The sequence below is a fragment of the Flavobacterium sp. 120 genome (assembly GCF_003633605.1).
GTDB lineage: Bacteria > Bacteroidota > Bacteroidia > Flavobacteriales > Flavobacteriaceae > Flavobacterium > Flavobacterium algoritolerans.
Genome location: NZ_RBKZ01000001.1, coordinates 2,853,807 through 2,871,394 on the forward strand (window position 1 = coordinate 2,853,807; position 17,588 = coordinate 2,871,394).

The window sequence follows — 17,588 nt, forward strand, 5'->3', positions numbered from 1 at the left end:
GTCAGAACGTTAGCTCTCTTTTGTTTTATTTGTAAGAAAGGTAATGTTATTAAAAAAAGGAGGTGAAATACAATGAAATTTCAATTTAAAATGGTAATAACAAGTTCAAAATAATTAAAATTTGAAGCTCAAATACACAAAAAAGAGAAGTCTGTTTTTATAACAACACGCATAATTTTACAATTAAAAATTGTTGTAAAAATTCTTTTTTATTTATTAAATCCTATATTTGTCAAAATTGAAAATCCGCATTCAAAAAAAATGGAAAAACACTATAAAAAAGAAGGTAGATATAGCTATTACGAAGCTGGCGAAGGAACTCCAATTGTCATCTTACACGGGCTTATGGGTGGACTTAGCAACTTTGATGCTGTTGCAAGTTACTTTTCTACAAAAGGATATAAAATAATCATTCCAGATTTACCTATATACACTCAAAACATTTTAAAAACGAATGTAAAAAGTTTTGCGAAATATGTTAAAGATTTTATCACATTCAAGGGGCTGGACAGAGTAATTCTGTTAGGAAATTCATTAGGCGGCCATATTGCTTTATACCACACTAAAATGTATCCCGAAAAAGTAGCCGGACTTGTAATTACCGGAAGTTCTGGCCTTTATGAAAGCGCTATGGGTGACAGTTATCCTAAAAGAGGCGATTATGAATACATCAAGAAAAAAGCTGAAGATGTATTTTATGATCCAAAAGTAGCCACTAAAGAACTTATTGATGAAGTTTACGAATCCGTAAATGACAGAATAAAATTGATAAAAACATTGACAATTGCCAAAAGCGCCATTCGTCATAATATGGCAAAAGATTTGCCGAAAATGCATGTTCAAACCTGTATAATTTGGGGAAAAAACGACAAAGTTACGCCTCCGGATGTTGCAGAAGAATTCAATAAATTATTACCTAATTCTACCTTATACTGGATTGATAAATGTGGTCACGCAGCTATGATGGAGCATCCTGATGAATTTAATCGTTTATTAGAAGACTGGTTAACGCACACGCATTTATCAGTACACTAATCCTAAAAAAGGAGAATTTTACACCTAGAAAAAATGAAAATTAATACTGCCGAATTTGTTATCAGCAACTCCGATGTATCCAAATGTCCAAAAGACTTTTTGCCGGAATACGCTTTTATTGGCCGATCAAATGTTGGGAAGTCCTCTTTGATAAACATGCTAACGAATCATAAAAAGCTAGCTAAAACATCAGGAAGGCCAGGAAAAACACAATTAATTAATCATTTTTTGATTAACAACAATTGGTTTCTTGTAGATTTACCAGGTTACGGTTATGCTAAAGTTTCTAAAAAAACGAAATCAATTTTTCAGGAGTTTATTACTGATTATTTTGAAACCAGAGAACAATTAGTTTGTGCATTTGTTCTGATTGACATTCGTCATGAAGCGCAAACCATAGATATTGAATTCATGTCCTACATGGGCGAAAGTGAAATTCCTTTTTGTATTGTTTTCACCAAAGCTGACAAAATCAGTAAAGTAAAAATTGACTCTCATATTGCGGCTTACAAAAAGAAAATGTTCGCTAACAATTGGGCCGAAATGCCACATTACTTTGTTACTTCCGCAACAGAATCTACTGGAAAAGAAGAATTATTAAGTTATATTGACGAGGTAAATCAAGAGGTTTTCAAAAACAATAGTCAATTTTAAAAACTATATTTAGAATATAAAAAATCCCAAAACTAAAGTTTAGTTTTGGGATTTTATTTTTTTAGTATGCAAGTTACTCTATTTTGTCAACTCCAATTTCTCGGCAAAATAATCACAGAAATCTTTCATGGTGTCAGCCATTTTCTCATCATCAGTAGCACGTTTAAATGTTTCTGACATTGCCACTAAAGTCTGGTGAAAGAAAATTTTCATTTCATCAACCGGCATATCTTTAGTCCATAAATCAATTCGCATACTTTCTTTTGCCTTGCTGTCCCAGATAGACAACATAATCGCTTTTGCCTCTTCTTGTTCAACTCCACCATCTTTGGCAGACCACATTAATTTTTCCGGAACACGGTTTTCATCTAATTCAATTAGAAACTTAATTTCTGATGTATTTTTATTCGACATTACTTTTTAGGTTTGTATTTTGATTTCACAAATATTTCTTTTGCATTGGTTTTTAATAAATCTACCAAAGGCACGTCATTATTTATCATATAAGAGCGTACCATTTGCCATCCTATCCAGGCACCAACCTGCCCTGGTGATTCATTATCAATTTCCAAATAAAATTTAGAAAATGGCGCCGGATTTATAAACCGGGAAATTAATTTTTGATCATTACTGTAAAGCATTTCTTTTTCAATAAAATAACGCCACATGTAACTTTCATTTTCTTGACACCATGTTATCTGTTCTGGAGTATATCCCATTTTTTCAGCATCGGTATAATCCGGCAAAAGTAAGTCTTTTAAATACAATTGCTTCCCAGAATAAATCATTTGGCTTAACAAATCTTTATCTAAAACCGGTGGAATTTTACCTGCTGAAAAACTCGAAACTACATCTGGAGCGATTTGTCTTTCCTCAAAATTTTGTTTTAAATAATTTGGAAACTGATAAAACTTATGATTCTTTCCTAAATACAATTCAAGTGAAATCACCACCAAACTATCCGCATAAATAGCCTTATTTTTATAATCCATTTCAGAGATTATAGTGATCACTTTTGGCGTTTTTGTCTTAGGAAAATAGTATTTGATATGTTTAAAAAGTGTTTCTAACTCTAATTTTACGGGCTCAAAATCACCATATTTTTTTTGAACTTCTGTATACAATTCTCTCCATAAGGGATCTTGCATTTTACTCAACCAAACACTATTATCATTTCCTGGAGGAAAAAAAAACGGAAACTGTTTTTTTACTTTTTCTAAATCCTGTGGTGGAGTTTCAAAAAATATTTTATCAAAGCGCTCCACTTTTACTTCCAAAGGAATTGCTGTAACAGCACTTTCTACTTTGTTTTTCTTGTCACAGGATAAAATAAAGAGACAAAAGACTACAAGAAACAGATATTTTTTCATATATATTAATTAAATTTGTTTCCAAAGAATCTAAGGAAACGAACGCGCAACAAATTGATTTTGCAAATATACATTCCTGATTTTTAAAACGTAAACTATTATGACTAAAAAAAGCACATTACAAGTTGAAAAAGTGAATACCCACATTGTAAATTGGTTAAAAACATATGCTGAAAATGCAAAAGTAAATGGTTTTGTAATTGGAGTTTCCGGAGGAGTAGATTCGGCAGTTACCTCAACATTATGTGCACAAACAGGATTAAAAGTTTTATGTGTTGAAATGCCCATTCATCAAGCGCAAAGTCATGTAACTCGTGGACGGGAGCATATTGAACAATTAAAAAAAAGATTCCCTAATGTATCCAGTATTGAAGCTGATTTGACCTCTGTTTTTGAAACCTTCAAGACAGCAGTTCCAGATGTTTCAGATACAGCTAGACTTCATTTATCACTTGCCAATACTCGAGCACGATTAAGAATGACAACGCTGTATTACTTTGCAGGGATTCATTGTTTATTAGTCGCAGGAACTGGAAATAAAGTAGAAGATTTTGGAGTGGGTTTCTATACAAAATATGGTGATGGCGGAGTTGATTTGAGTCCTATTGCTGATTTAATGAAGTCTGAAGTGTTTCTTTTAGGAAGTTATTTGAAAGTTCCGGACTCTATTTTAAATGCATCACCTACTGATGGATTATTTGGTGATGAAAGGACTGATGAAGATCAATTAGGTGCCAGTTATGACGAATTGGAATGGGCAATGACCCAAGATGAAGCTGGACAATCTTCAGATGCTTTTTCAGGAAGAGAAAAGGTTGTTTTCGAAATTTACAAGCGATTAAATGCGATCAATCAACATAAAATGACAGCAATTCCTGTTTGTTTTATCCCAAAAGAATAAAGAAGTCACATTTTATATTGATTTACAATTAATTACAGAATTTATTTATTAATTTTACATTTCCAATAACAAATAATTCTAAAAATTTAAAATCATGATTAAAGTATGTATAGCCGATAATTATCCTGTTGTGCATTTTGGAGTAAAATCTTACTTTAAAGATAATGCAGACATATCAATAGTTGCCAATGTTGGTAATTTCTTGATGGTACGGGATATACTTTTAACTAAAGAGATTGATGTCTTAGTTTTAGATTTGGAGCTGGAAGGTCTTTCCAGTATTTTTGAGGTTAAAGCAGTCTTGAAAAATTTTCCAAAAACTAAAATTATCATCTTCAGTGGTCTTTCAGAACAAATCTATGCTCCAAATGCTATTAAAGCAGGAGTTTCAGGATTCATCCACAAAAAAGAAAAACTAGAAACTTTAGGAATTTCAATTATCAAAGTCCACCAAGGAAAGATAATTATAAATGAAACCGTAAAGAAAAATCTAGCCCTAATTGCAAAACAAAGTAAGAGCGAACGCTTATATCGTAAGCTTTCTAATCGTGAAGTAGAAGTTTTACGCTATCTAAGTGACGGGAAGAAGAATCATGAGATAGCTGATATTCTGAAACTAAACGAAAAAACAATTAGTACGTACAAATTACGATTACTTACAAAACTAAATGTTACTAATTTAGTAGACTTGGTAAACAAAGCAAAAACTTTAGAGATCGTTTAGTACCGCGACATAACTCTCCCTAATTTTTTTGAAAAAGAATGGACTAATATATTATAATCCATAACCATAGACAAAGGCTCTGTATTATCTGAACCAGCTTCGGATGATAGAGAGCTTTTTAATTCGTCGATTATTTTACCTACCAAATACCATCTTAAAGTTAGAATCGTTTCGGATACATTTTGACTTATTGTATCGTTTTTAGATTTTGGAAAAATATTTTGACCTTCCCAATTGTGCAAAACAACTCTTTCATCTTCCATCAAAATATCAGTAACTTCTTGTGCAAATTCAACTTGCAAATGCATTAAATATTGCTCTAAACTGAAAGTCTCATTCTGATGGTAATAGTTAATCAAGTTATTGAATATGTCCCGAAACAGCGGGTTTGCTAATTCAACTTCATCTTCTTGCAAACTCAAATAAATTCTTTGATATACTTTATACTCTCTTTTTTCAACGACAGTTTCAATTTCACCTTCAGTATTTGTTCTCAAAAATGTATCTTCAAATTCTTCATTCTTGTTTCCATACAACAATAGAATCTCAATAATTTTTCTTTCCAAACGATATAAAATATCTACCTTTTCCGCATCAACAGGATTTTCATTTTTTACAACTTCAAAAGCTTTTTGTTCTTGTTTTTGCTTTTTGCCAACTTCAACAACATCTTTTTGAACTAATTGTGCTAAGGTACTCACAAGCACTTGCTCCGAAATATCCATAATTCGGGAACATTCCTGAATATAAATTTCACGTTGAATTCTATCCGGAATCTTAGAAATACTGACAACCATATCCCGAATCAAGTCTGCTTTTTTTATAGGATCATTCTTCGCTTCATTCATCAAAAGCGATGCTTTAAACTGAATGAAATCTTTAGCATTATTTTCAAGGTATAATACTAAATCATCATAAGACGTTTTCTTAGCAAAACTATCTGGATCTTCTCCATCAGGAAAAGTGCATACTTTTACATTCATTCCTTCTTCAAGAATCAAATCGATTCCACGAATGGAAGCACGCAAACCGGCCGCATCTCCATCAAAAAGAACGGTAATATTCTTTGTCAATCTATTAACCAAACGGATTTGATCTGGCGTCAAAGCTGTTCCCGAAGAAGCAACCACATTTTCAATTCCAGATTGATTGAACTGAATTACATCCGTATATCCTTCAACTAAATAACAATTATTCAGTTTTGCAATGGATTGTTTGGCTTGAAAAATACCATACAACACTTTACTTTTATGGTAAATTTCACTCTCTGGTGAATTCAGGTATTTTGCCGCTTTTTTATCATTGGTAAGAATCCTTCCTCCAAAACCGAGAACTCTTCCTGACATACTTTGTATTGGGAACATCACACGCCCTTTGAACCTATCGAAAGGTCTGTCATCTCTAGGAATTGTAAGTCCTGTACTTTCCAGGAATTCTAATTTATATCCTTTGCCTAATGCTTCCTTGGTAAAAGCATCCCAAGCTTCAGGAGAATATCCTAAACCAAATTTCTTTATGGTTTCATTTGTAAAACCACGTTCTTTAAAATAAGAATAGCCAATTGCTTTCCCTTCTTCAGAGTTTAAAAGTGTATTATGGAAATAGGTTTTTGCAAATTCCGAAACCAAATACATACTTTCCCGTACATCCGTATTGGCTTTCTCTTCATCCGTTTGCTCGGTTTCTTCAATTTCAATATTATATTTTTTGGCTAAATAGCGAATGGCTTCCGGATACGTAAATTTTTCGTGCTCCATCAAGAAAGCCACAGAATTACCCCCTTTTCCAGAACTAAAATCTTTCCAAATTCCTTTGGCAGGAGAAACCATGAACGATGGTGAGCGCTCTTCAGAAAACGGACTTAAGCCTTTGAAGTTACTTCCTGCACGTTTCAAGTGTACAAAATCACCAATCACCTCCTCAACACGAGCAGTTTCGAAAACAGTATCTATGGTAGCTTTTGAAATCAAGTTAGATATAAAATTTAATAATTGAAAAGTGTGTAAAAATACACAAATCAAAGTTGATAATTCAATATCTAAAACAAAAAAAGCACTTCTTTCAAAGTGCTTTTCAAAGTATAAAACTAACTAAAACAATTTCTAATTAAAATCAAAACGCAGTCCTAAAGAAACGTTATTCTGTTTCACTGTATTGTCTTTGAATAAAGGATTCAAGTCATATTTCAAGTACAAACTGGTAGATTTATACCCTACATAAGTGCTTAATCCATATATAAAACTATCAACATTAAAATCACCTTTAGTTATTTCTCTTGATTTATACCCATCAATATCATAATTTATATGTTGCTTCGATTTTAGATTTGTACCCACGTACCCTCCTAAACCAATACGGAAACTATCGTGTGTTTTAAAATAAGTCTTCCCATCTCTTTCTTTGGATTTTGTGAAGTCAAATTCTAAGTGCATTGGAAATACTAAATTAACATTCTTGAAACGAGAATCATCCTGATGAATAGGATTTACCTGAAGGTTTGTTTGGTTTCCATCTACTACAAAATACCTATTATCTGTAGCTCGCAAATTATTGTACATTACAGAAAACCCGTATTTTGCATGCAATAGATTGTTGTTTTTTAAAATTCTGGTATTGTAACTCAATCCCCACTCGTAAAAATGCGATCCTAAATACCTAAAATCTAATTTTTGTACAGAGCCATCAGTCACTACATTATTCAATCCAGCAGCGAATACAAATTGTGAAGTAGTTCTTTTGGACTGGCGCTCTTCTTTATCTTCCTGACCATTATAAACCTTCATTGAAGTGATATTAATTTCGGTTTGAGAACCAATTGAATTTGGATTGTTACCTAGAATAATTGTTCGACCTCCTCTTCTATGATCCTTTTCATCCGCTACTTTTCCATCAACTTTATCTTGTACCAATTGATTTAACTTTACCTGTTCAACACTCACTTTTGCTTCAATGGCTGCAGCATGAATTTTTGCTTTTTGCATTTTAAGGTCACTTGCTTGCTCCTTAGTAACAACACCTTTTTCTAAGTCATTATCAATTAATTCCACAGCCACTTTTAGTGCATTTTTTTCATTATCTGTAATGGCTTTAATTTCGTTACTAATAGCTTTAGCTTTGGTTTCAAAGGAAATTACTTTATGGTCTCTTCCTTTATTTTGTCCGGTTTCTTCAAGGGAGTCGTCAACTACTTCCATTGTTACATCCTTAAACCAAATTTGTCCTGTTTCATTTAATAAAATACCATACGAAATAGCTGTTGCCTCAGTTGGAACATATAAAACCACCTCATATTTTGTCCAATCCTTAGTTCCTTTGATAGGCCTTCTTTGCATATTATCAAAAGCTAAAACTGCTGCAGTATAATAATCTACTCGCATCCACAACCCTGCCCATGACTTTACATTTTCACTTTTCACATACGCAGTCATTTTGACTGTTTTTCCCAAAAATGCATCCGGTTGTATGGTTTTCATTATAGTACCAAAACCATTCGTTTTACTTTGAATCGATTTAATTTTGTAAACCGTTTGATTGTTTTTTTCAGCCCCTGCATCTGATCCCATTTCATAACTATCCGGCTTTGAACCTCTATAGTGCCAGTCTGAACTATTTTTTATGGCATCTACTCCTTGAGCGTTTACCTTACATAGAAAGGAAAGCACCACAATTGCTGTGAATAAAATAATTTTTTGCATGATTTTCGTTTTTTGATTGATGATTGATTTTTATTGATGATTGATTTTTATTCTTCGTAATTTCTATTAACTAAAACTGTTTTTATAGCATTAAAATTTTTATTGAATTTGTTCAATGCAGATTCTCTAAATGATTGATTTAATTCTGTTTCAGCATTTGACAACAAACTGTTTGGATTTACCACAATAGCTTTTCTAGTTTTTTCAATTGTTTTATCAGTAGCTTTAGATTCAAATTTAGTATTCGTAACTTCTGCTAATAATTTTTCTGCTGAAATATATTTATTTACACTTGTTGATTGGTAATTCTTGTTTTCAGAAGAATTAACTACAGCATCATTTTCTTTTGATTGATTGATAATTAAAGCTTCCTCCTCTATATTATTAAGTTGCTTCGGCTGCTTTTTCAGATTATTATTATCAGCGACAACTTTATGTGTCTCTACTATTGTTTTTTGAACTTGGCTAGGTAAAACAGTTTCATTAATTATTCCTGGCGCTTCTAAATTATCCCTATCTATTTTTTGTTCTATAACTACTGGATTTCCCTTATCTATTTTTACAGTTTCAAAACCTTTAAAATAAATCGTACCTATTAATAGAAATCCAACAAAACTTGCCGCCATAAACATCCAAGGGAATTTAGTTTTTTGTTTTTGCTTCGCCTGTTCGCTATTGCTCGAGTCAGCTACCGAAAGCATTGCATCCAGTTTGCTCCAAGCCATTTCTGATGGTTTGATCTCCCGAGAATTCAATTGCTCTTTGAACTGGGTTTCTAATTTATTCGGTTCCATAACTGTAATTTTTTAACGTATTAATCTGCCCTTGCAGCATTTTTCTGGCATGTGACAATTGCGACTTTGATGTTCCTTCATTAATCCCTAACATACTTGCAATTTCCTGATGCTTATACCCTTCAATAGCATATAAATTGAAAACCATTTTATAACCATCCGGCAAGCTGTCTATTAAAAACTGAATATCGTCTATTGAAAATTGGCTTTCAATGTTGTTGAAACTTTCTTCAAAATAGGTTTCGTCTTCACTATACTTTAGCTTTTTTTCAACTCGGATAAAAGAAATACATTCATTGACCATGATTCTTCTAATCCAACCTTCGAAACTTCCTTTGTGCTGAAAATTCTTCAGATTCGTAAACACTTTCATAAAAGCAGTAATCATGATATCTTCAGCCTGATGAATGTCTTTTATGTATTGACGGCAAACACTTAACATTTTTGGAGAAAACTGGGTATAAATTTTCTGTTGTGCATGCCGATTATTCTCGACAGCTAACTCGATTAATTCATTTTCCTCCTGATGTAAGTTGATTACTTTCAAAATCTTTATAAAGTGTTTCTATAAGTATAGACGATTGACAATGCAAAAAGGTTGCATCTTAAATAGAAAATTTTTTGATTCTAAAAATTAAAACCAAAAAAAGTCAATAAAATCAATAGTTAACGAGAGAAAATTATTTTTGAAAAAATTATTTTTTTCTTTCAATCACATAATTCACCATCAAAATCAGCGCGTCTTTAAACTCAGAATCCGAATAATTATCTAAAAGCAAAAGGGCTTCTTGCTGGAATTCTACCATTTTTTTTTCTGCATAAAGCAATCCATTATTGTTTTTTACAAAAGCAATAACTTCTTTGACACGTTTTTTATCTTTATTATGGTTTTTAATGGAATTGACAAGCCAAGTTTTCTCTTTGGAAGTACACGTATTCAGGACGTGAATAAGAGGCAGCGTCATTTTTTGTTCTTTGATGTCAATTCCGGTTGGTTTCCCAATGGCATCTTCGGTATAATCAAATAAATCATCTTTTATCTGAAAAGCCATCCCGATAAGTTCTCCAAATTTACGCATGTTTTCTACCTGAACTTCATCTTCAATAACGGATCTTGCACCAAGAGCGCAACAGGCAGCAATAAGTGTCGCTGTCTTTTTTCGGATGATTTCATAGTAAATATCTTCTGTGATATCGAGTCTTCGGGCTTTTTCAATTTGAAGTAATTCGCCTTCACTCATTTCGCGTACAGCGACAGAAATAATTCGTAGCAAATCGAAATCTCCATTATCAATAGAAAGCAACAATCCTTTGGACAATAAATAATCACCCACAAGTACCGCAATTTTATTTTTCCAAAGCGCATTAAGCGAGAAAAAACCTCTTCTGCGATTACTGTCATCCACTACATCATCATGAACTAATGTCGCAGTATGAATCAGTTCGATAACACAAGCGCCACGATACGTTCGTTCGTTTACAATTCCTGCCGAAACCATTTTAGCAGTCAGAAAAACAAACATAGGACGCATTTGTTTTCCTTTTCTGTTGACGATGTAATACGTGATTCTATTTAACAAAGCCACTTTTGAGGTCATCGATTCATAGAACTTTTTTTCAAAAAGTTCCATTTCATTGAAAATGGGCTGTTTTATTTGTGAAGTAATATTCATTAGAATTCAAAGATACAATTTTAGCCTAGAATCTTACAAATGCTTGCATTCTTTTGAATATTTTTCGAAAAGAAAACTCTTAAGCTTCTTTATTTGCCAATTGTCCACAAGCTGCATCAATATCTTTTCCACGACTTCTTCGCACTTTTACCACAATTCCGCTAGCTTCAAGCGCTTTTATGTACGCATTAATTGATTCTTCAGAAGCCTGTTGAAATTCCCCATCATCGATAGGATTGTATTCGATAAGATTTACTTTGCAAGGAACGTATTTGCAAAACTTTACCAAAGCGTCTATGGAAGCTTTATTGTCATTGATATCTTTCCAAACGACATACTCGTAGGAGATTTTACTTTTAGTTTTTCGGTACCAATATTCTAATGATTCACGTAAATCCGCCAAAGGAAAATTAGTACTAAAAGGCATAATTCTGGAGCGAATTTCGTCGATTGCAGAGTGTAGCGAAACGGCTAATTTGAATTTTACTTCGTCATCAGCGAGTTTTTTTATCATTTTAGGAACTCCCGAAGTCGAAACCATAATACGTTTCGGCGACATCCCTAAACCTTCCGGAGAGGTAATCATTTCGATTGCTTTCAAAACATTGTTGTAATTCATAAGCGGTTCTCCCATTCCCATGAAAACAATATTCGACAACGGATGATTGTAATACAAACGGCTTTCTTTATCAATGGCAATTACCTGATCATAGATTTCGGCCGGTTCTAGATTTCGCATTCTTTTTAATCGCGCTGTAGCGCAAAAGTTGCAATCTAAACTACAACCTACTTGACTCGAAACACACGCAGTAGTTCTTGTATTTGTAGGTATCAAAACCGATTCTACCACCAAACCATCATGCAAACGAACGGCATTTTTCACAGTTCCGTCTTCACTGCGCTGCATCGTATCCACTTTGATGTGGTTAATAACAAAATGCGTCTCCAACATCGTGCGTGTTCCCTTAGAAACATTGGTCATATCCTCAAAACTATGTGCGCCTTTGCTCCACAACCATTCGTAAACTTGATTGCCACGAAAGGCTTTGTCTCCATTTGCTACGAAAAAATCTCGCAATTGTTCTTTTGATAAGGATCGTATGTCTTTTTTCTCGATTTCCATGGTGCAAATTTAATGACAATTTGTTGATTTGTTGATTTGATAATTTGATAACTTTGCTTCCAATTGAAAAAAATTCAAAAAATGCATTTCATTTCCCAAGATTTAGAAGATTATATCGAGCAACATTCTCAAAAAGAGCCTGCTTTACTGGCGGCGTTGAATAAAGAAACGTACCAAAAAATTCTGTTGCCACGAATGTTGAGCGGTCATTTTCAAGGTCGGGTTTTGAGTATGTTGTCTAAATTGATTCGGCCGGTGAATATTCTGGAAATTGGTACTTACACAGGTTATTCGGCGTTGTGTTTGTGCGAAGGCATGCAAGTAACCGGACAATTGCACACGATAGACATCAAAGAAGAATTGGTAGATTTTCAAAGAAAACATTTTGACAAATCGCCTTGGGGGAAACAAATTGTACAACATTTAGGCGAGGCAGTTGACATTATTCCAGCGCTTGACTTGAAATTTGATTTGGTTTTTATCGATGCTGATAAAGAAAATTACCTCAACTATTTTGAATTGATTCTTCCAAAAATGAATACAGGCGGAATTATCTTATCAGACAATGTATTATGGAGTGGGAAAGTTCTGGAACCGTTACACCCAAATGATTTGAGTACAAAAGTATTACTGGAATACAATCAGTTATTAGCAACTGATCCCAGAGTGGAAACGGTTTTGTTGCCTATTCGTGATGGATTGACAGTAAGCAGAGTTCTATAGTTTCGATATTTCTATTGAAAACAAATGCCCTAGCCCTGATAGAAGCGGCATCCTTTTTCTTGTTATTCTGACTTAAGGAAGAATAACAAAAAAAGATACAGCGTAGAGCAGGAAATAGCTCCAGCTTATTTCGTTTCTCGTAATAACTATTGTGGAAAATACTTTTGTTGTGCTATTTTGTATCCTTTGAACATCAAAAATCCAAAAGTAAAACCGAATAAATAACCTGTAAGAATATCTAACGGATAATGCAATCCCAAGTAGATTCTACTGTATGCAAAGATGAGCGGCCACAAGAACAGGAAGCCGAAAAATTTGATTTTATCTTTAAAATTAAAGAACAAAAATGTAGCAACTGCCATTGAATTTGCAGCGTGACCTGAGAAAAAACTAAATGAGTTTCTGACTTGAACGATGCGTATAAAGGAATTAATTTCAGGATTATTACAAGGTCGTAATCGTTGAAATCCGTTCTTGAATACGTTTGTTGCTTGATCTGTAAATGTGACTAAAGCCGCTACAAAAAGCAATAAATATAAGGTTTGCTTAGCGCCAAGTTTTTTATAAAGGACATACAAAAGGAGTAAAAAAAGAGGAATCCAGTTGCTTTGTTTCGTAATAAATAACCAAAGTCCATCATAGGTTTCCGACCCTAATCCATTCAAAAAAACAAACAATTTTGTATCTAAAGACAGTAATTTATCCAACATTATATCTGACGTTTTATAGGTCCTGCAACATCTTCTATAGCTTCTTTAGTTGTTTCGATTTGAGTGGTGGTTTCGCCCAGTAAATTGTCTTTGGCTTTATTAATTTCTGAGGTTATATTCCCGGTTATATCGCTAATTTGTGACGTATCTCCCAATAGATCATCCTTAGCTTTATTGATATGCGATGTAATATTTCCTCTTAAATCGGTTAATGTTTGTGTATCAAATCCATTAGCCTCAGCTCCTTTTTGAATTTCACTTTTTATGTCATTTGTAGCATGTTTTAATTGTGCCATTGCTTTACCCATGGTGCGGGCTATTTCCGGTACTTTATCTGATCCAAAAAGCATCAGTACTATAAACATGATAAAAATTAATTCGCCTCCTCCTATGCCAAACATATTTTTTATTTTTTATTGCTACAAATATACCTAATTTTGAATCTTTGACTTTTAATTTTTTCATAAAAAAAAGACTCTTTTCAGAGTCTTTTTTAATTTTATGTCTTTATTTAATCAAATTTAGACTTCACTTCTTCTTTAGGCCAAGCGTTATTGGTTACATCAATATCAGCTGTTTCTAATTTTGGATCTATCTGAATCTTTTTAATTGCTTTTTCAGTTGCATACACTTTCTTAGCGGTATCGTTGTTTTTTCTCCAAATTTGAGCTGGATATTTGAATGTTTCTTTCGTATCATCTTCGTAAGTCAATTCAACAATAATTGGCATTAACATTCCTCCTGGCTTGTTAAACTCTACTTCGTAGAAATACTTAGGAGATTTTAATTTTAACCTTTCATCCGCAGAGAAGTTTTGGTTTACATACTCAGATAGTAAATTTACATCTGCAATTGCCAATGCTTTTTTGTCTTTAGCTGATAATTCTTCACTTGTTCCAGGAACTAAATAAACGAAAGGTCCTTTTTCTTGACCAAAACGCCCTCTTCTTACTACAGCGTCTTTCAATTCTTTTGTTGCTGTCTCAGACACGAAATATTGTTTTACTTCTTTCACTCCGATATCTACAAAATCAGTAGAGTAAAACCATCCTCTGAAAAACCAATCTAAATCTACTGCTGATGCATCTTCCATGGTTCTAAAAAAGTCTTCTGGTGTAGGATGCTTGAATTTCCATCTGTTTGCATATACTTTGAAAGCATGGTCAAACAATTCTCTACCCATAATTGTTTCTCTAAGGATGTTTAAACCTGTTGCCGGCTTACCATAAGCATTAGCACCAAATTGAACTATCGTTTCAGAGTTTGACATAATTGGCTCCAAGAATTTTTGATCTCCACTCATGTAAGGAACAATTTTACTTGCCGGTCCACGACTTGAAGGGAAATTTGTACCCATTTCTTGTTCAGCCATGTATTGCATAAAAGTATTAAGACCTTCATCCATCCAAGACCATTGACGCTCATCAGAATTTACAATCATAGGAAAGAAATTGTGTCCTACTTCATGTATTACTACACCAATCATTCCGTTTTTAATACGTTCACTAGTCACTCCTTTTTCGTCAGGACGACCATAATTCCAACAAATCATTGGGTATTCCATCCCTTGATCTTCTGCTGAAACAGAAACTGCTTTTGGATAAGGATAGTCAAATGTATGAGATGAATAACTTTTTAAAGTATGGGCAACAGTTCTAGTTGAAGTTTCTCCCCAAAGTGGATTACTTTCTTTAGGATAAACTGAAATTGCCATAACTGTTTTGTTAGTCAATTGAACTGCCATTGCATCAAGAATAAACTTTCTTGACGTAGCAATACCAAAATCCCTTACGTTTTTAGCACTAAATTTCCATGTTTTTTTCTTTTCTGAAAAACCTTTTTCGCTTGCTTCAGCTTCCGCTTGAGTAACAATTACAACTGGTTTGTCAAATGATTTTTGAGCCAGTTCGTATCTTTTTACTTGCTCTGCAGTAAAGACTTCGCTTCTGTTCATCAATTCCCCTGTAGCTTCCATAACGTGATCTGCAGGAACAGTGATATTTACATCAAAGTTTCCAAAAGGCAACGTAAATTCTCCCGTTCCCCAAAATTGCATATTCTGCCATCCTTCAACATCATTATAAACCGCCATTCTAGGATAGAACTGTGCAATTACATATAATTTATTTCCTTCTTTTTCGAATAATTCATAGCCAGAACGACCACCGTCTTGTCTGTAATTATTAATATTATACCACCAATTGATAGAAAAAGTAAATTTCTCACCAGGTTTCATTGGCGTTGCTAAATTAATACGCATCATCGTTTGATTGATCGAATAGGACAAAGCATTTCCTTTTACATCTTTCACGAACTCAATGTTAAAACCACGCTCTTGCTCTTGTTTTAAGAACTTATTTGCGAAGTTTCCAGCTGGAAAAACCTGTTCCATTCTTTGGCTTTCCGCCAATGGAGTCTGCGAAGTTTTCGCAGCTTGATTTTGGTCTAACTGAACCCATAAATACTCTAAAGTATCTGGAGAATTGTTATAATAAGTAACCGTTTCAGAACCAGTTAATTTAGATTTTTTGTCATCAAGCTCTACATTTATCTTGTAGTCAGCCTGTTGCTGATAGTAAGCCGGACCCGGAGCTCCAGAAGCCGTACGAAACATGTTAGGTGTTGCTAACAGGTCATACATTTGACTAAACTTATTGGTATCGTATTTTCCTGTTTGTTTTGGCGCAACAGGTGCCGTTTTTTCTTGGGCAAATAAAATTGCGGGAAGAAGTAATAATAATGTAAATTTTTTCATAGGTGGAAATCTGGTTATCAGTGCGTGAAAATAATAATTTAAAACAAATTTCTCTAAATTTATTCATATTTTAACATTCCCTTGGATGTGGACTCTGTAAATAGTAGTGTATTTTTTACACCAGCCACATTAAAATGCATAATATTCTGTTGCTCTGAATTTCCTTCTATGATAACTGTGTTATAAATTTCGAGTGAATTAATTTTAGGGACTTCCTTAATACTTAAATAACAAATAAGTACATCTCCTTCCATTTCTTTACTTAAAAGATTCATGGACTTCGCTTGTCCATTTATTTTTATGGAGAATTTTTCGCTTAAATACTTTTTCAACAAAATCAAATCTTCATCCGTTTCTTTTTCGGAGCCCAAATTGATTTTTTTAGTATACTTTTTTCCAACGGCACTATTCAAATCATCAACAAAAATACGAGCGGTGATTTGAAGCATTTTCTTTTGGGGAGCGTAATTTACTTGGTATAATGCTACATAAAATTTATGCACAGTAAAAGAAGTAAACGTTAAAAATAATAGGCCAAAAAAAGTAATTAAGATTGTTTTTTTCATACGAAGATTCTATTTGTTTTTATCGGAATATGGTATCGCAATTCTTGAATCTTATTTGTATTTTGGAATCATGGCGATTTCATTTTTCAAAAGTAGTAATTCTTTTAAACTCTTCGTTCTTGGTGATTAAAAAATCAATTAGTAAAAATTCGTCTTCTTGTTTCAAAAGGCTTTTTGATTTTGGATCATTCTCGCAATAATCCAGAAAAAGTCCAATTTCCTCTTTTTTCAACTTCAATGTATTTGTAAAGAAATAATTGTCAATTCCTTTAGAAACCACATCCGAGAAATCCACATTAGAATTCAAATCGGCTTTTTTTGCCGAATCATTCTTGAATACTTTAGAAACCATTTTAAATATTCTAACAAAATCCATTCCGTTTTCTATACTTCCATCCGATGGCATGGTTCTATTCACTGGCGAAGATTTCACATCGTCAAAAAATTGCAGGTCTACAATTCCCTGAGAATTTCCGGTTATTGGTTTTATCTCCGCTTTACGCTTCACAATAACTTCCTTCAAAAGCGTAGTTTGTGCTTCTAAATTGACTATAAACAACGGTTTTGAAAAATCGTTGTCCTGAATCACAATTTTTTTTGACTTGAAAGATACGCTTGAAACTAACAAGGTGTCTTTGGCTTTCGCCAAAATATCAAAAAAGCCTTGGTCGCTTATAAAGGTTCTTGTTTTTGAATTCAAATTAAAAACATACCCGTTGTCTACCAAAGCAGATTCATTTACAAATTGACCGTGCAAAGACTTTCTGTTTCCATTTTGACCAAAAGAAAGTTGGCAAAAGAAAATCAAACAAAGGATTCTTATTTTAGTTTTCATCTTGGATTATTTTATAAGCATTATTTTTTT

Annotated in this window: 18 protein-coding genes; 5 read left to right on the plus strand and 13 right to left on the minus strand. The window is 33.3% G+C overall.

Annotation, left to right across the window (positions count from 1 at the left end):
• The first annotated feature begins 261 nt into the window (after window positions 1–261).
• Window positions 262–1,035 (plus strand): alpha/beta fold hydrolase, encoded by a 774-nt coding sequence (locus tag C8C87_RS12185; RefSeq protein ID WP_099714437.1) that lies wholly within the window; start codon window positions 262–264, stop codon window positions 1,033–1,035.
• Between the two features lie 33 nt (window positions 1,036–1,068).
• The gene (gene yihA, locus C8C87_RS12190) at window positions 1,069–1,689 is read left to right on the plus strand and encodes a ribosome biogenesis GTP-binding protein YihA/YsxC (RefSeq protein WP_113634788.1); all 621 of its coding nucleotides are present in this window, start codon (window positions 1,069–1,071) and stop codon (window positions 1,687–1,689) included.
• A gap of 78 nt (window positions 1,690–1,767) precedes the next feature.
• Here the strand turns inward: yihA and gldC are convergent, their stop codons facing one another.
• On the minus strand, window positions 1,768–2,103 hold the full coding sequence (gene gldC, locus C8C87_RS12195) for a gliding motility protein GldC (RefSeq protein WP_091165314.1): 336 nt from the start codon (window positions 2,101–2,103) through the stop codon (window positions 1,768–1,770).
• Window positions 2,103–3,059, minus strand: coding sequence for a gliding motility lipoprotein GldB (gldB, locus tag C8C87_RS12200; protein WP_121342779.1), 957 nt, complete (start codon window positions 3,057–3,059; stop codon window positions 2,103–2,105). Before gldB ends, gldC begins: the two co-directional genes overlap by 1 nt.
• Before the next feature lie 100 nt (window positions 3,060–3,159).
• On the opposite strand from gldB, the gene nadE reads away from it, so the two are divergent.
• Window positions 3,160–3,960 (plus strand): NAD(+) synthase, encoded by an 801-nt coding sequence (gene nadE, locus C8C87_RS12205; protein WP_121342780.1) that lies wholly within the window; start codon window positions 3,160–3,162, stop codon window positions 3,958–3,960.
• 94 nt (window positions 3,961–4,054) lie between these two features.
• A complete protein-coding gene (locus C8C87_RS12210) occupies window positions 4,055–4,684 on the plus strand; it encodes a response regulator transcription factor (protein WP_099714433.1) in 630 nt (209 codons plus the stop codon).
• On the opposite strand, the gene dnaG is transcribed toward C8C87_RS12210, so the two are convergent.
• The 6 genes from dnaG to rlmN all read right to left on the minus strand — a co-directional run bounded on the left by dnaG (window position 4,681) and on the right by rlmN (window position 11,969).
• Window positions 4,681–6,654 carry a DNA primase gene (gene dnaG, locus C8C87_RS12215; protein WP_121342781.1) on the minus strand — a complete coding sequence of 658 codons (1,974 nt, stop codon included), beginning with the start codon at window positions 6,652–6,654 and terminating at the stop codon, window positions 4,681–4,683. The genes C8C87_RS12210 and dnaG overlap by 4 nt on opposite strands.
• Window positions 6,655–6,786: 132 nt before the next feature.
• Entirely contained in the window at window positions 6,787–8,379 is a 1,593-nt protein-coding gene (locus C8C87_RS12220; protein WP_121342782.1) for a hypothetical protein, read from the minus strand.
• A 47-nt stretch (window positions 8,380–8,426) separates the two neighbouring features.
• On the minus strand, window positions 8,427–9,104 hold the full coding sequence (locus C8C87_RS12225; RefSeq protein ID WP_147402376.1) for a hypothetical protein: 678 nt from the start codon (window positions 9,102–9,104) through the stop codon (window positions 8,427–8,429).
• 55 nt (window positions 9,105–9,159) lie between these two features.
• Complete coding sequence (locus C8C87_RS12230) at window positions 9,160–9,720, minus strand: RNA polymerase sigma factor (RefSeq protein WP_099714429.1); 561 nt, start codon at window positions 9,718–9,720, stop codon at window positions 9,160–9,162.
• Window positions 9,721–9,868: 148 nt separating this feature from the next.
• Window positions 9,869–10,846 carry a polyprenyl synthetase family protein gene (locus tag C8C87_RS12235; RefSeq protein WP_121342784.1) on the minus strand — a complete coding sequence of 326 codons (978 nt, stop codon included), beginning with the start codon at window positions 10,844–10,846 and terminating at the stop codon, window positions 9,869–9,871.
• 79 nt (window positions 10,847–10,925) lie between these two features.
• The gene (rlmN, locus tag C8C87_RS12240; protein WP_121342785.1) at window positions 10,926–11,969 is read right to left on the minus strand and encodes a 23S rRNA (adenine(2503)-C(2))-methyltransferase RlmN; all 1,044 of its coding nucleotides are present in this window, start codon (window positions 11,967–11,969) and stop codon (window positions 10,926–10,928) included.
• Between the two features lie 81 nt (window positions 11,970–12,050).
• Between rlmN and C8C87_RS12245 the strand changes: the two genes are divergently transcribed.
• A complete protein-coding gene (locus C8C87_RS12245; protein ID WP_099716267.1) occupies window positions 12,051–12,692 on the plus strand; it encodes an O-methyltransferase in 642 nt (213 codons plus the stop codon).
• A gap of 146 nt (window positions 12,693–12,838) precedes the next feature.
• On the opposite strand, the gene C8C87_RS12250 is transcribed toward C8C87_RS12245, so the two are convergent.
• The 5 genes from C8C87_RS12250 to C8C87_RS12270 all read right to left on the minus strand — a co-directional run bounded on the left by C8C87_RS12250 (window position 12,839) and on the right by C8C87_RS12270 (window position 17,558).
• Window positions 12,839–13,402 (minus strand): phosphatase PAP2 family protein, encoded by a 564-nt coding sequence (locus C8C87_RS12250; RefSeq protein WP_121342786.1) that lies wholly within the window; start codon window positions 13,400–13,402, stop codon window positions 12,839–12,841.
• Window positions 13,402–13,803, minus strand: coding sequence for a twin-arginine translocase TatA/TatE family subunit (locus C8C87_RS12255; protein ID WP_121342787.1), 402 nt, complete (start codon window positions 13,801–13,803; stop codon window positions 13,402–13,404). Before C8C87_RS12255 ends, C8C87_RS12250 begins: the two co-directional genes overlap by 1 nt.
• A gap of 110 nt (window positions 13,804–13,913) precedes the next feature.
• The gene (locus C8C87_RS12260) at window positions 13,914–16,157 is read right to left on the minus strand and encodes a M1 family metallopeptidase (protein ID WP_121342788.1); all 2,244 of its coding nucleotides are present in this window, start codon (window positions 16,155–16,157) and stop codon (window positions 13,914–13,916) included.
• 59 nt (window positions 16,158–16,216) lie between these two features.
• Window positions 16,217–16,723 (minus strand): DUF6702 family protein, encoded by a 507-nt coding sequence (locus C8C87_RS12265; protein WP_121342789.1) that lies wholly within the window; start codon window positions 16,721–16,723, stop codon window positions 16,217–16,219.
• A gap of 79 nt (window positions 16,724–16,802) precedes the next feature.
• On the minus strand, window positions 16,803–17,558 hold the full coding sequence (locus tag C8C87_RS12270; protein ID WP_121342790.1) for a hypothetical protein: 756 nt from the start codon (window positions 17,556–17,558) through the stop codon (window positions 16,803–16,805).
• Between the last annotated feature and the right edge of the window lie 30 nt (window positions 17,559–17,588).